Consider the following 15487-nt stretch of genomic DNA (forward strand, 5'->3'; position numbering starts at 1 on the left):
AAATGAGCTCTTATAGAACTCGTTTTCTTTTTGTCTTTTCGACATCATACACTAAATATGGTGTGCCGAAAAGTCCTAATATTGCTTTATTGAGGGGTGAATGAGTTGGCAGGTCAACTAGTTCAGTACGGACAACACCGCCAGCGCAGAAGTTTTGCGCGTATTAATGAGGTGCTGGAACTTCCGAATTTAATCGAAATTCAAACAGCATCTTATGAATGGTTCCTGGAAGAAGGTTTGCGTGAAATGTTCCGAGACATTTCTCCGATTGCAGACTTCACAGGTAATCTTTCACTGGAATTCATCGATTATACATTAGGTGAACCTAAGTATCCGGTCGATGAATCAAAAGAACGTGACGTAACTTACGCTGCACCACTTCGCGTAAAAGTACGTTTGCACAACAAAGAAACAGATGAAGTGAAAGAACAAGATGTGTTTATGGGTGATTTCCCACTCATGACAGAAACAGGTACTTTCGTCATCAACGGTGCTGAGCGCGTAATCGTATCTCAGTTAGTCCGTTCACCAAGTGTTTACTTCCATGATAAGACAGATAAAAACGGTAAAAAAGGTTTCGGTGCAACGGTTATTCCTAACCGTGGCGCATGGTTGGAATACGAAATCGATGCGAAGGACGTAGTATATGTACGTATCGATCGCACACGTAAATTACCAGTAACGGTACTTCTGCGTGCACTTGGCTTTGGTTCTGATCAAGAAATTATCGACCTTATCGGCGATAACGAATACCTTCGTAATACTTTAGAAAAAGATAACACGGAGAGCACAGATAAAGCGTTGCTTGAAATTTATGAGCGTCTTCGTCCAGGCGAGCCGCCAACAGTTGAAAGTGCGAAGAGCCTGTTGTACTCACGTTTCTTCGATCCAAAACGCTATGACTTAGCGAATGTTGGTCGTTACAAAATGAACAAAAAACTGCACATTAAAAACCGTCTATTCAACCAGACAGTAGCTGAAACGCTAGTTGATCCAGAAACTGGTGAAATTTTAGCGGAACAAGGTGCAGTGATTGACCGTCGTTTACTTGATCGTTTAATCCCACATCTTGAGAATGGAATCGGATTCCGCACAATTTCTCAAGTAGGTGGCGTATTAGAAGGCGATATCACGTTACAATCAATCAAAATTTACGCTCCAAACAATGAAGCGCAACAAGAAATTAATGTCATCAGCAATGCTTATATTGAAGATGCGATAAAAAACATCACACCTGCTGATATTATTTCTTCTGTTAGTTACTTCTTCGGCCTACTTTACAACATTGGAAACACGGATGACATTGATCATCTAGGTAACCGTCGTTTACGTTCAGTAGGGGAACTATTACAAAATCAATTCCGTATTGGTCTTTCCCGTATGGAACGTGTGGTACGTGAGCGTATGTCAATTAACGACACACAATCTATAGTGCCACAACAATTGATTAATATCCGTCCGGTTATTGCATCAATTAAAGAGTTCTTTGGTAGTTCTCAGTTGTCTCAATTCATGGATCAAACAAATCCACTTGCTGAATTGACGCACAAACGCCGTCTATCGGCATTAGGACCCGGTGGTTTAACGCGTGAACGTGCTGGTTTTGAAGTACGTGACGTTCATTACTCCCACTACGGTCGTATGTGTCCGATTGAAACGCCTGAGGGACCAAACATTGGGTTGATCAACTCACTTTCAAGTTTCGCGAAAGTGAACAAATTCGGATTTATTGAAACACCTTACCGTCGCGTAGATCCTGAGACAGGCCTTGTGACAACTCGCATCGATTATTTAACAGCAGATGAAGAAGACAACTACGTAGTAGCGCAAGCTAATGCCCGTCTTTCTGACAATGGTGAATTTGTCGACGAAGAAGTTGTTGGTCGTTTCCGCGGAGATAACACGGTATTCAAACGTTCATCAATCGATTATATGGATGTATCGCCTAAACAAGTTGTTTCTGCAGCGACAGCGTGTATCCCGTTCTTAGAGAACGATGACTCCAACCGTGCCCTTATGGGTGCGAACATGCAACGTCAAGCGGTTCCATTGTTAAATCCTGAAGCTCCTTTTGTAGGAACAGGGATGGAACATGTGAATGCGCGTGACTCGGGTGCTGCGGTCATCGCTAAGTTTGACGGAATCGTTGAACATGTAGAAGCGAAAGAAATTCGAGTTCGTCGCATTGAAGAAATCGACGGCAAAGAAGTTAAAGGCGATTTAACAAAATATAAATTACAAAAATTCATTCGTTCTAACCAAGGGACGAGTTATAACCAACGCCCAATCGTTAAAGTTGGCGATCGCGTGAAACCACTTGATATTCTTGCTGATGGTCCTTCTATGGAGCGCGGTGAGATGGCACTTGGACGTAACGTGCTTGTTGCTTTCATGACATGGGACGGTTTCAACTATGAAGATGCTGTTATCATGAGTGAACGTCTTGTAAAAGACGATGTGTACACTTCTGTGCATATCGAAGAATACGAGTCAGAATCCCGTGATACTAAGCTCGGACCTGAAGAAATCACACGTGATATTCCAAACGTGGGTGAAGAAGCGCTTCGTAACTTAGATGACCGCGGAATCATTCGTGTCGGTGCGGAAGTTCGCGACGGCGATATCTTAGTAGGTAAAGTAACACCTAAAGGGGTTACTGAGTTAACGGCTGAAGAACGTTTATTACATGCAATCTTCGGTGAAAAAGCACGTGAAGTCCGTGATACTTCTCTACGTGTACCTCATGGTGCAGGCGGAATTATCCTGGATGTTAAAGTGTTTAACCGCGAAGATGGCGACGAGCTTCCACCAGGTGTGAACCAACTCGTTCGTGCATACATCGTTCAAAAACGTAAAATCTCTGTTGGGGATAAAATGGCTGGACGTCATGGTAACAAAGGTGTTATCTCGCGTATCCTTCCAGAAGAAGACATGCCTTTCCTTCCAGATGGCACACCAGTTGATATCATGCTTAACCCTCTAGGGGTTCCATCTCGTATGAACATCGGTCAAGTATTGGAGCTTCACTTAGGTATGGCTTCCCGTACTCTTGGCATTCATATGGCTTCACCAGTATTTGATGGTGCCAATGAAGCTGACGTTTGGGATACGATGGAAGAAGCAGGTATGAACCGTGACGGTAAAACAACATTGTATGATGGTCGCTCAGGTGAGCCATTCGACAACCGCGTTTCTGTCGGGATTATGTATATGATTAAGTTAGCCCACATGGTTGACGATAAATTACATGCACGTTCTACTGGACCTTACTCTCTTGTTACGCAACAACCGCTTGGTGGTAAAGCACAATTCGGTGGACAACGTTTCGGTGAGATGGAGGTTTGGGCACTTGAGGCATACGGTGCCGCTTACACACTTCAAGAAATCTTGACAGTGAAGTCCGATGATGTGGTAGGTCGTGTGAAAACATACGAAGCCATCGTTAAAGGTGAAAGCGTTCCGGAACCAGGTGTTCCAGAATCATTCAAAGTATTAATTAAAGAACTTCAAAGTTTAGGTATGGACGTTAAGATGATGACAATCAACGACCAAGAAATTGAATTGCGTGATTTGGATGAGGAAGACGATCTTCAACCAGCTGATGCACTCAACATCCTGCCAATGACGGACGAAGTGCCAGTCGGCTCAGCCGAATAAGGCAATATATATAAATTAGTTTTAAGAAATAAGGGCAGGCCATCATACCTGCCCGCATTTCCATTTCCATAAAAGTTATCCGCCTGAGCTAAGTGGATAAAGTCTTTAAAAGACCCAGACTAAGGGAGGTAGGCTCCTTGATAGACGTTAATAATTTTGAGTACATGAAGATTGGTTTAGCATCTCCTGACAAGATTCGTTCTTGGTCATACGGTGAAGTGAAGAAGCCTGAAACGATTAACTACCGCACACTTAAACCTGAAAAAGATGGTTTGTTCTGTGAACGTATTTTCGGACCAACAAAGGACTGGGAATGTCATTGCGGTAAGTATAAGCGTGTTCGTTATAAAGGTGTCGTTTGTGATCGTTGTGGCGTTGAAGTTACACGTTCAAAAGTGCGCCGTGAGCGCATGGGTCACATTGAATTAGCAGCTCCAGTATCACATATTTGGTATTTCAAAGGGATTCCAAGTCGTATGGGACTTATCCTGGATATGTCTCCACGTTCTTTGGAAGAAGTGATTTACTTTGCTTCTTACGTAGTTGTAGACCCAGCGAATACACCACTTGAGCGCAAACAACTATTGTCTGAGAAAGAATACCGTGCATACCGTGAAAAATACGGTACGAAATTCTATGCTGCAATGGGTGCTGAGGCGATCAAACGTCTTCTTCAAGAACTTGATCTTGAAAAAGAAACAGAAATGCTGAAGGAAGAGCTTAAAACTGCAGCTGGTCAACGACGTACGCGTGCAATTAAGCGTCTTGAAGTAGTTGAATCATTCCGTAACTCTGGGAACAAACCAGACTGGATGATTTTAGACGTACTTCCGGTAATTCCACCAGAATTACGCCCGATGGTTCAATTAGATGGTGGCCGTTTTGCCACTTCTGATTTAAATGACTTGTATCGTCGTGTTATCAACCGTAACAACCGTCTAAAACGTTTATTAGACCTTGGTGCACCTAGCATCATCGTTCAGAACGAAAAACGTATGTTACAAGAGGCTGTTGATGCGTTGATTGATAATGGTCGTCGTGGCCGTCCAGTTACTGGACCAGGTAACCGTCCATTGAAATCACTTTCACATATGTTGAAAGGGAAACAAGGTCGTTTCCGTCAAAACTTACTTGGTAAACGTGTTGACTACTCTGGTCGTTCGGTTATCGTTGTAGGTCCAAACTTGAAAATGTATCAATGTGGTCTTCCAAAAGAAATGGCGATTGAATTATTCAAGCCGTTTGTGATGAAAGAACTTGTTGAGCGTGGCTTAGCTCACAACATTAAGAGTGCAAAACGTAAAATTGAGCGTATGCATTCAGAAGTTTGGGATGTATTAGAAGACGTCATTAAGGAGCATCCGGTTTTACTAAACCGCGCACCGACGCTTCACCGTCTTGGAATTCAAGCTTTCGAACCAACTCTAGTAGAAGGTCGCGCAATTCGTCTTCACCCTCTAGTATGTACAGCTTATAACGCTGACTTCGATGGTGACCAAATGGCGGTTCACGTTCCTTTATCAGCAGAAGCGCAAGCTGAAGCTCGCTTATTGATGTTGGCTGCACAAAACATTTTGAACCCGAAAGATGGAAAACCAGTTGTTACACCATCTCAAGATATGGTATTAGGTAACTACTACCTAACACTTGAGCGTAAAGGTGCAACAGGCGAAGGTTCTACATTCTACGGTCCAAATGAAGTGTTGATTGCTTATCAAAACGGACATGCGCATTTGCATACACGTATTGCAATCGCTGCAGGTTCATTGAACAACCAAACATTCACTGAAGAACAAAACAAAATGTTGTTATTGACGACAGTGGGTAAAGTAATTTTCAATGAAATTTTACCTGAAACATTCCCGTACATTAACGAACCAACGGATTTCAACCTTCAAGTTGAAACACCGTCTAAATACTTTGTTCCAACAACTACTGATGTGCGTACACACATTGATGAAATGGAACTTGTGTCACCATTCAAGAAGAAAATTCTTGGAAACATCATCGCTGAAGTATTCAAACGTTTCCATATTACTGAAACGTCGAAAATGCTTGACCGTATGAAGAATCTTGGTTTCAAATACTCAACTAAAGCTGGTATTACAATCGGTATCTCAGATATCGTGGTACTTCCAGACAAAGGTAAAGTATTAGAAGAAGCTCAAGACAAAGTAGATAAAGTCCTGAAGCAATTCCGTCGTGGATTAATTACAGAAGAAGAGCGCTATGATCGTGTTATTTCTTACTGGAGTGCTGCGAAGGACGTTATTCAGGAAAAACTAATGAAATCATTAGACAACTTGAACCCAATCTTCATGATGAGTGACTCTGGAGCGCGTGGTAACGCATCCAACTTTACTCAACTTGCAGGTATGCGTGGTTTGATGGCCAATCCGGCCGGTCGTATTATCGAGCTTCCGATTAAATCATCATTCCGTGAAGGTTTAACGGTACTTGAATACTTCATCTCTACGCATGGTGCTCGTAAAGGTCTTGCGGATACAGCTCTTAAAACGGCTGACTCAGGTTACTTAACACGTCGTTTGGTTGACGTTGCTCAAGATGTTATTGTTCGTGAAGATGATTGCGGAACGGACCGTGGCTTATTGATCGGCGCATTAATGGACGGAACAGAGGTAATCGAAGGGTTCGACGAGCGTATTGTCGGTCGTCATACACGTAAAACTATTTTCCATCCAGAAACGAAAAAAGTTATTCTGGAGAAAGATGCATTGATTACAGAAGACGTAGCTCGAGTTATTTTGGATGCTGGATTCGAAGAATTAACTATTCGTTCTGCATTCACATGTAACACGAAACACGGCGTATGTAAAAAATGTTACGGAATCAACTTGGCAACTGGTGAAAACGTTGAGGTTGGAGAAGCAGTTGGTATCATTGCTGCCCAATCAATCGGTGAGCCAGGTACTCAGTTAACGATGCGTACGTTCCATACAGGTGGGGTAGCTGGAGACGATATTACACAAGGTCTTCCACGTATCCAGGAGATTTTCGAATCTCGTAATCCTAAAGGTCAAGCGGTCATTACTGAAATTACAGGTGTTATCTCTGCAATTGATGAAATCCGTGAAGGTCAAAAAGAAATTACAGTTCAAGGTGATGTTGAAACACGTAAATACCTAGCTCCTTATAATGGTCGTTTGAAAGTTCAACTGAATGATGCCATTAAACGCGGTGAAGTATTGACTGAAGGTTCGATTGATCCGAAAGAATTGTTGAAAGTTAAAGACGTTTCAACTGTACAAGAGTACTTGTTGAAAGAAGTTCAAAAAGTATACCGTATGCAAGGGGTAGAAATCGGAGACAAACATATCGAAGTAATGGTTCGCCAAATGCTTCGTAAAGTGCGCGTCATCGAGGCGGGTGAAACGGAACTGTTACCAGGTTCGTTACTCGACATTCACCAATTTGCGGATGCGAATAAAGAGGCAGTGTTAAATGGTAAACTACCTGCAACATGTCGCCCAGTTATTCTCGGTATTACAAAAGCTTCACTTGAAACAGAATCGTTCTTATCAGCTGCGTCATTCCAAGAAACTACGCGTGTGTTAACAGACGCGGCGATCAAAGGAAAACGCGACGAATTGCTTGGCCTGAAAGAAAATGTTATTATCGGTAAACTCGTTCCGGCGGGTACTGGTATGCAACGTTACCGTCAGATCAAGATTGTTGATGAGAAGAAAAACGAAGCTGCAGTAGCAGTGAGCGCAGAATAATTTCATCCTGTTCCGGGGGTTTGTATAAGCAGCCCCCCGGAATTTTAATGACAACCGATAAGTGTTGCGGTCTTTCCGCTTTTCTTGTGAAATGGGTTGACAGAAAAATTAATGGATGATAATATATTTAAGGTTGATAGTTGAAGGTCTGGGTCTTTGGAGGATATGCTAAATGTCTTATGAAAAAGTAAATCAGGCGATGAAAACCGTCATCGGTACTAAGCAAACAGTAAAAGCAATCCATGGTGGCCATGTAGTAGAAATTCTCGTGGCTCGTGATGCAGACAACCGGATCACCCAACCAGCTATTCTATTAGCGGAAGAAAAAGGTGTGAAGATTGACTTTGTAGAGTCTAAAATAGAACTCGGTAAAGCCTGCGGACTTCAAGTGGGTGCAGCAGTTGTTGCAATTACTGTGTAACAGTTTTTGTGTATGAAAACACAAAGACTTTGTTTTTTACCCAAAAATGAACCACCTGGATGTGTGGTATTACAACGATAACAAGAAGGGAGGAATAATCGATGCCTACAATTAACCAATTGGTACGTAAGCCTCGTAAATCCAAAACAGTCAAATCTGGCTCACCAGCATTGAACAAAGGGTATAACAGCTCTAAAAAAACGTTAACAAACGTTAGTTCACCGCAAAAACGTGGGGTTTGTACTCGTGTTGGTACAATGACACCAAAAAAACCAAACTCAGCGCTTCGTAAATATGCGCGTGTACGTTTAACTAACCTAATTGAGGTTACTGCGTACATCCCGGGTGAAGGTCATAACCTTCAAGAACATAGTGTTGTTCTAATCCGTGGAGGACGAGTTAAAGATTTACCGGGTGTTCGTTACCATATCGTACGTGGTGCTCTTGATACTGCCGGTGTAAACGGTCGTATGCAAAGCCGCTCACTATACGGTACTAAACGCCCTAAAGTTAAAAAAAGCTAATTAAAAATAAAACTATAGATCTCATCGAAAGGAGGAAAACACATGCCTCGTAAAGGTCCTGTTTCCAAACGTGACGTGTTACCAGATCCAATTTATAATTCAAAACTTGTAACTCGTTTAATCAATAAAATGATGGTAGATGGTAAAAGAGGTACTTCTCAAAAAATTCTTTATGGAGCGTTTGAACTTGTTCAAGAACGTTCAGGTAAAGATCCTTTGGAAGTATTTGATGCAGCATTAGCTAACATCATGCCAGTACTTGAAGTTAAAGCTCGCCGTGTTGGTGGTTCTAACTATCAGGTGCCAATCGAAGTTCGTCCAGAACGCCGTTCTACATTAGGTCTTCGCTACMTAGTTAACTATTCTCGTCTTCGTGGGGAGAAAACTATGGAAGAGCGTTTAGCTAATGAAATTCTTGACGCTTCTAACAACACAGGTGCTTCTGTGAAGAAACGTGAAGATATGCACAAAATGGCGGAAGCGAACAAAGCATTCGCTCATTACCGCTGGTAGGATTTTTCATCCACTAATCATTCTAATTTGAGATGGAAGGAGAAATACAAAATGGCTAGAGAATTCTCCTTAGAGAATACACGTAACATCGGTATCATGGCCCATATTGATGCTGGTAAAACAACTACTACAGAGCGTATTCTTTATTACACTGGTAAAATCCATAAAATTGGTGAAACGCACGAAGGTGCATCACAAATGGACTGGATGGAGCAAGAGCAAGAGCGTGGAATCACGATCACTTCTGCTGCAACAACAGCTGCATGGAAAGGCCACCGCGTAAACATCATCGATACTCCAGGTCACGTAGACTTCACTGTTGAAGTTGAACGTTCACTTCGCGTACTTGATGGTGCTGTAACGGTTCTTGATGCACAATCTGGTGTTGAACCACAAACTGAAACAGTATGGCGCCAAGCTACAACATACGGCGTACCACGTATTGTTTTCATTAACAAAATGGATAAATTGGGTGCAGACTTCTTGTATTCTGTAGGAACTCTACACGAGCGTCTTCAAGCGAACGCGCATCCAGTACAACTTCCAATTGGTACAGAAGAAGATTTCAGTGCAATTATCGACCTTATTGAAATGAATGCTACTTTCTACGGTAACGAAGATGGTACTGCAATTACAGAAGGCGAAATTCCTGAATCACATAAAGCTCAAGCTGCAGAATATCGTGAGAAATTAATCGAAGCGGTAGCTAGCGTTGACGAAAATCTTATGGAGAAATACCTAGAAGGTGAAGAAATCTCAAATGCAGAGTTGAAAGCGGCTATCCGTAAAGCAACAATCGCAGTTGAATTCTACCCAGTTATTTGTGGTTCAGCATTCAAACACAAAGGTGTTCGAAAAATGCTTGACGCAGTAGTTGATTATCTTCCAGCTCCAACAGACGTACCAGCAATAAAAGGTATCTTACCTGATTCTGATGAAGAAGTTGTTCGTGAATCTAACGACTCACAACCATTCTCTGCATTAGCATTCAAAGTAATGACTGACCCTTATGTTGGTAAATTAACATTCTTCCGTGTGTACTCTGGTGTTCTTGAATCAGGTTCATACGTACAAAACTCTACAAAAGGTAAACGTGAGCGCGTAGGTCGTATCTTACAAATGCACGCGAATAGCCGTGAAGAGATTTCTAAAGTTTTTTCTGGTGATATCGCTGCTGCTGTTGGTCTTAAAGACACTACAACAGGTGATACTCTATGTGACGAGAAAAACCAAGTTATTCTTGAATCAATGGAATTCCCAGAGCCAGTTATCTCTTTATCTGTAGAACCGAAGTCAAAAGCTGACCAAGATAAAATGGGTCAAGCTTTACAAAAACTTCAAGAAGAGGATCCTACTTTCCGTGCTCATACTGACACAGAAACTGGACAAACAATCATCTCTGGTATGGGTGAACTTCACCTTGATATCTTAGTTGACCGTATGCGCCGTGAATTTAAAGTAGAAGCTAACGTTGGTGCTCCAATGGTATCTTACCGTGAGACATTCCGTGAGTCTGCTCAAGTTGAAGGTAAATTCGTTCGTCAATCAGGTGGTCGTGGTCAATTCGGACACGTTTGGATTGAATTCTCTCCAAACGAAGAAGGAAAAGGCTTTGAATTCGTAAATGGCGTTGTCGGTGGTGTTGTACCACGTGAATACATCCCAGCTGTTGAAGCAGGTCTTCGTGACTCTTTAAACAATGGTGTACTAGCTGGATATCCACTTATCGACATTAAGGCTCGTCTATTTGATGGTTCTTACCATGATGTCGATTCAAATGAAATGGCGTTCAAAATTGCTGCTTCTATGGCATTGAAAAACGCAATTTCAAAATGTAAACCAGTTCTTCTTGAGCCAATGATGAAAGTGGAAGTAGTAATTCCTGAAGAATACTTAGGAGATATTATGGGTAACATCACTTCTCGCCGTGGTCGCGTAGAAGGTATGGACGCTCGTGGTAATTCACAAGTTGTTCGTTCAATGGTTCCACTTGCAGAAATGTTTGGTTATGCGACAACACTTCGTTCTGCAACTCAAGGTCGTGGAGTATTCTCTATGACTTTCGATCACTACGAAGAAGTACCAAAATCAATTTCAGAAGAAATTATCAAAAAAAATAAAGGTTAATCATTGAAGTTTGATTTTTAATCTTGTATAACTATTTTGTAAGCTATGAATGGTGATGGATCTAGACCATCATCATTCATAACAAAAACTAATCATATAATTTTGAGGAGGACATCCCTAATGGCAAAAGCTAAATTCGATCGTTCTAAAACACATGCTAACATTGGTACAATCGGTCACGTTGACCATGGTAAAACAACTTTAACAGCTGCAATCGCAACAGTTCTTGCAAAACGTTCTGGTGGTACTGCAATGAGCTATGCACAAATCGATAACGCTCCTGAAGAAAAAGAGCGTGGAATCACAATCAACACTTCTCACGTTGAGTATGAAACTGCAGCTCGTCACTATGCACACGTTGACTGCCCAGGACATGCCGATTATGTTAAAAACATGATCACTGGTGCTGCACAAATGGACGGCGGGATCCTAGTAGTATCTGCTGCTGACGGCCCAATGCCACAAACTCGTGAGCACATCCTTCTTTCACGTCAAGTTGGTGTTCCTTACCTAGTAGTCTTCATGAACAAATGTGACATGGTAGACGACGAAGAGTTACTTGAATTAGTAGAAATGGAAGTTCGTGATCTTCTTTCTGAATATGACTTCCCTGGCGACGACATTCCAGTAATCAAAGGTTCTGCTCTTAAAGCTCTTGAAGGTGAAGAATCTTGGGAAGAGAAAATCGTTGAATTAATGGACGCTGTTGACTCTTATATCCCAACTCCAGAACGTCAAACTGACAAACCATTCATGATGCCTGTTGAGGATGTATTCTCAATCACAGGTCGTGGTACAGTTGCTACTGGTCGTGTTGAGCGTGGACAAGTTAAAGTTGGAGACGTTGTTGACATCATCGGTATCGTTGAAGAGCCGAAATCAACTACAGTAACTGGCGTTGAAATGTTCCGTAAACTTCTTGACTATGCAGAAGCTGGTGACAACATCGGTGCTCTTCTTCGTGGAGTAGCTCGTGAAGATATCCAACGTGGACAAGTATTGGCTAAACCAGGTTCAATCACTCCACATACTGAATTCAAAGCAGAAGTTTATGTTTTATCAAAAGAAGAAGGTGGACGTCACACTCCATTCTTCACTAACTACCGTCCTCAGTTCTACTTCCGTACAACTGACGTAACTGGTATCTGTAACTTACCTGAAGGCGTTGAAATGGTTATGCCTGGAGACAACATCGAAATGACTGTTGCTCTTATCGCTCCAATCGCGCTTGAAGAAGGTACTAAGTTCTCTATCCGTGAGGGTGGACGTACTGTTGGTGCTGGCGTAGTTGCTACTATCACTAAATAATTTAACCTTTTCATAAACCTTGCCGGGACGCTGGCAAGGTTTTTTTCTGTTTAAGCAATGTTAATTAAAGATGCTGATCTTGAATAAGGAACAATGTGCATTTGCACCTTAGATGGTACAAGCGAAATGTATGATAAATAGCTATCGTTTAACAAGCTCATAATAAAAGAGGGAATGCTTCTACCATTCAGCGGACGAAGCAAGTGTAGCGATGCAATGTACTTACATGTTTCGATGCTAGCGTACCGATACAGAAACAGTGCTTTTTCATAGATTCTCTAAAGCGCAAACACTGAATTTAGCTATTTCTATAGAAAGCTAATTAACTAAGGTAATAAATAATTAATAAAGAACGAAAGTCTGCATTGCGACTAGCAAGCCGCAAGAGTGTGAAGTGTGAGTCTCACGTGCACGCCGAATATGTGGTAAGTGCAAATGTACGGTAAACAATAATATCGTTTAAATTAGCCTCGGTTTAGGTACCCCTTCTATTAACCTCTAATCCACTACCAATATTATTATTGGAATGATTCTCCACATCTTGTATTGTTGACTTTTTCAACACAACTTGATATTCTTTAATCTGTTGTTCTACTACACTAGTGAACTAAAGTGCAAAGGAGATAATATAGATGAATGCTGTATTAATCGCTGTAGGAGTCATGCTGCTATTAAGCTTGTTGAGAGTTAACGTTGTGTTTGCATTACTTGTAGGGGCCGTTTCGGGTGGGCTGGCAGGTGGTTTAACCATGACAGATACAATCACTGCTTTTACAGACGGACTAGGCGGAGGGGCTTCCATTGCGTTGAGCTATGCATTGCTCGGTGGGTTTGCCGTCGCTATTTCTAAAACAGGGATTCCAGAGCTTCTTGTTGCAAGCATACTAAAACTAATTAAAAAAGACGGAGAAACAGAAAAGACCGCTTTGGCTAAAACGCTCATTATTTTGACGTTACTATTAATGGCTGTATTCTCCCAGAATTTAATCCCTATTCATATTGCTTTTATTCCATTACTTGTACCTCCCATTTTGAATGTAATGAATTTGCTTAAACTTGATCGTCGGCTGATTGCGTCTGTTCTGACATTTGGTTTAACGGCACCTTATATTTTATTGCCGTATGGCTTCGGATTTATCTTCCATGAGATCATCGCAACGCAAATGGAAGCTGCGGGTCTTGCAATCGATATGAAAGATATCCCGTATGCCATGTTAATTCCAACAGGAGGATTGGTCGTCGGACTGTTGGTTGCCATCTTCTTTTCTTACAGAAGACCAAGAGAGTATGTACAAGATATTACTATAGAAGCTTCAGAAGCGATTCTAGTTAGCAAAAAAGATATTGTCTTTACAATTGTTGCGTTAGTTGCTGCTCTCGTTGCTCAAATACAAACCGAGTCAATGATTATTGGAGCTCTTGCTGGGATTCTGACGCTGTACGTTGCTGGAGTTCTAAAATGGAAGGAAGCCGATAACTTATTAACTGAAGGTATGCGCATGATGGCATTCATCGGTTTCGTCATGATTGCTGCAAATGGATTTGCTTCTGTTATTCAAGCAACTGGAGACATTGAATCATTGGTAGGCAGTGCTTCTTCATTATTAGAAGGAAACAAAGCGCTCGCAGCAATGCTCATGCTTGTCATTGGATTATTAATCACGATGGGAATTGGTTCTTCATTCGCGACGATACCGATTATCGCAGCAATCTTCGTGCCGCTTGCTGTAGAGTTCGGATTCAGCACGCTCGCCATTATTTCTTTGATTGGCACAGCTGGTGCACTTGGAGATGCTGGATCGCCAGCGTCAGATAGTACGCTGGGACCAACTGCTGGATTAAATGTAGACGGCCAACACAATCACATTTGGGATACGTGCGTACCGACGTTTATCCATTACAATATTCCGCTACTGGTTTTCGGTTGGATTGCGATTATGGTTCTTTAATGGAAGAACTTAATGTTCGGACAATTACTCAAGCTATTGAAAGAAAAAAGGATTCATCATACAATAGGAAAGCGATAAAAAGAATTTCGTGAAACCACTTGCGTTATTCTTTTTCTTTATGTATAATATTGAAGTTGGTCTTTATCTGACTGCGATGATGCGAGAGGTTACCGACACACCCGGCCGCTTTGCCATGGCGGGATGTTGGAAAATTTTCGTTGAGAATGTCTAGTAAATAGGCGAAAAGGAGGGAAAATTATGGCAAAACAAAAAATTCGTATCCGTTTGAAAGCGTATGATCATCGAATTCTTGATCAGTCTGCTGAAAAAATTGTGGAAACTGCGAAACGTTCAGGTGCAAGTGTATCAGGTCCGATTCCACTTCCAACTGAGAAGTCTGTGTACACAATTCTTCGTGCGGTTCACAAGTACAAAGATTCTCGTGAACAATTCGAAATGCGTACGCATAAACGTCTGATCGATATCGTTAACCCAACACCACAAACTGTTGATGCGTTAATGAAGCTTGACTTACCATCTGGCGTTGATATTGAAATCAAACTTTAATGGTAAACAACAAATAGAACTAAACACAATTACTGTAGGAGGTGTGACAAATGACCAAAGGAATCTTAGGTAGAAAAATCGGTATGACGCAAGTATTTGCTGAGAACGGTGACTTAATCCCTGTAACTGTAATTGAGGCGTCTCCAAACGTAGTGCTTCAAAAGAAATCAGTTGAAACAGACGGCTACGAAGCGATCCAGTTAGGTTTTGAAGATAAGCGTGAAAAGCTTTCTAACAAACCTGCTAAAGGACACGTAGCAAAAGCTAGCACTGCTCCTAAGCGCTTCATCCGCGAATTCCGCGGCTTGAATATTGCTGAGTACGAAGTTGGTCAAGAAGTCAAGGTTGAAAGTTTCGCAGAAGGCGATGTAGTAGATGTATCAGGTGTGACAAAAGGTAAGGGTTTCCAAGGTGTTATTAAACGCCACGGACAATCTCGCGGACCTATGGCTCACGGATCTCGTTACCACCGTCGTCCTGGTTCAATGGGGCCTGTTGCTCCGAACCGCGTATTCAAACAAAAGAAATTACCTGGTCAAATGGGTGGCACAATGGTAACGATCCAAAACTTAGAAATCGTAAAAGTTGATGCTGATCGTAACTTGCTACTTGTTAAAGGTAATGTTCCTGGTTCTCGTAAAGCATTAGTAGTAGTTAAAACTGCTATCAAAGCTAACTAAT

Annotated in this window: 10 protein-coding genes; all 10 read left to right on the forward strand. The window is 41.8% G+C overall.

Features of this window, described 5'->3' with window-relative positions:
- The first annotated feature begins 105 nt into the window (after positions 1-105).
- The 10 genes from rpoB (at position 106) to rplC (ending at position 15486) form a co-directional block, all read left to right on the forward strand.
- The gene (gene rpoB, locus AC1DSL_RS02475) at positions 106-3657 is read left to right on the forward strand and encodes a DNA-directed RNA polymerase subunit beta (RefSeq protein WP_016429874.1); all 3552 of its coding nucleotides are present in this window, start codon (positions 106-108) and stop codon (positions 3655-3657) included.
- A 137-nt stretch (positions 3658-3794) separates the two neighbouring features.
- Positions 3795-7397: a DNA-directed RNA polymerase subunit beta' gene (rpoC, locus tag AC1DSL_RS02480; protein ID WP_016429875.1), complete on the forward strand. Its 3603-nt coding sequence runs from the start codon at positions 3795-3797 to the stop codon at positions 7395-7397.
- 172 nt (positions 7398-7569) lie between these two features.
- A complete protein-coding gene (locus AC1DSL_RS02485; RefSeq protein WP_016429876.1) occupies positions 7570-7818 on the forward strand; it encodes a ribosomal L7Ae/L30e/S12e/Gadd45 family protein in 249 nt (82 codons plus the stop codon).
- A gap of 101 nt (positions 7819-7919) precedes the next feature.
- Positions 7920-8342: a 30S ribosomal protein S12 gene (gene rpsL / locus AC1DSL_RS02490; RefSeq protein WP_016429877.1), complete on the forward strand. Its 423-nt coding sequence runs from the start codon at positions 7920-7922 to the stop codon at positions 8340-8342.
- A gap of 42 nt (positions 8343-8384) precedes the next feature.
- On the forward strand, positions 8385-8855 hold the full coding sequence (rpsG, locus tag AC1DSL_RS02495; protein WP_477531056.1) for a 30S ribosomal protein S7: 471 nt from the start codon (positions 8385-8387) through the stop codon (positions 8853-8855).
- A gap of 51 nt (positions 8856-8906) precedes the next feature.
- Entirely contained in the window at positions 8907-10982 is a 2076-nt protein-coding gene (gene fusA, locus AC1DSL_RS02500) for an elongation factor G (protein WP_016429879.1), read from the forward strand.
- Between the two features lie 120 nt (positions 10983-11102).
- Positions 11103-12290: an elongation factor Tu gene (gene tuf, locus AC1DSL_RS02505; RefSeq protein ID WP_016429880.1), complete on the forward strand. Its 1188-nt coding sequence runs from the start codon at positions 11103-11105 to the stop codon at positions 12288-12290.
- Between the two features lie 632 nt (positions 12291-12922).
- Positions 12923-14239: a Na+/H+ antiporter family protein gene (locus tag AC1DSL_RS02510; RefSeq protein ID WP_477531057.1), complete on the forward strand. Its 1317-nt coding sequence runs from the start codon at positions 12923-12925 to the stop codon at positions 14237-14239.
- 258 nt (positions 14240-14497) lie between these two features.
- Positions 14498-14806: a 30S ribosomal protein S10 gene (gene rpsJ, locus AC1DSL_RS02515; RefSeq protein ID WP_004233624.1), complete on the forward strand. Its 309-nt coding sequence runs from the start codon at positions 14498-14500 to the stop codon at positions 14804-14806.
- 50 nt (positions 14807-14856) lie between these two features.
- Positions 14857-15486, forward strand: coding sequence for a 50S ribosomal protein L3 (gene rplC / locus AC1DSL_RS02520; RefSeq protein ID WP_269926748.1), 630 nt, complete (start codon positions 14857-14859; stop codon positions 15484-15486).
- The last annotated feature ends 1 nt before the right edge of the window (position 15487 follow it).

Source organism: Paenisporosarcina sp. P4_D4, from assembly GCF_056401835.1.

Excerpts from the sequence above, each read along its gene's own strand:
- AC1DSL_RS02485 (WP_016429876.1), top strand. The coding sequence starts at position 7,570 with ATGTCTTATGAAAAAGTAAATCAGGCGATGAAAACCGTCATCGGTACT.
- rpsL (WP_016429877.1), top strand. The coding sequence starts at position 7,920 with ATGCCTACAATTAACCAATTGGTACGTAAGCCTCGTAAATCCAAAACA.
- fusA (WP_016429879.1), top strand. The coding sequence starts at position 8,907 with ATGGCTAGAGAATTCTCCTTAGAGAATACACGTAACATCGGTATCATG.
- tuf (WP_016429880.1), top strand. The coding sequence starts at position 11,103 with ATGGCAAAAGCTAAATTCGATCGTTCTAAAACACATGCTAACATTGGT.
- AC1DSL_RS02510 (WP_477531057.1), top strand. The coding sequence starts at position 12,923 with ATGAATGCTGTATTAATCGCTGTAGGAGTCATGCTGCTATTAAGCTTG.
- rpsJ (WP_004233624.1), top strand. The coding sequence starts at position 14,498 with ATGGCAAAACAAAAAATTCGTATCCGTTTGAAAGCGTATGATCATCGA.
- rplC (WP_269926748.1), top strand. The coding sequence starts at position 14,857 with ATGACCAAAGGAATCTTAGGTAGAAAAATCGGTATGACGCAAGTATTT.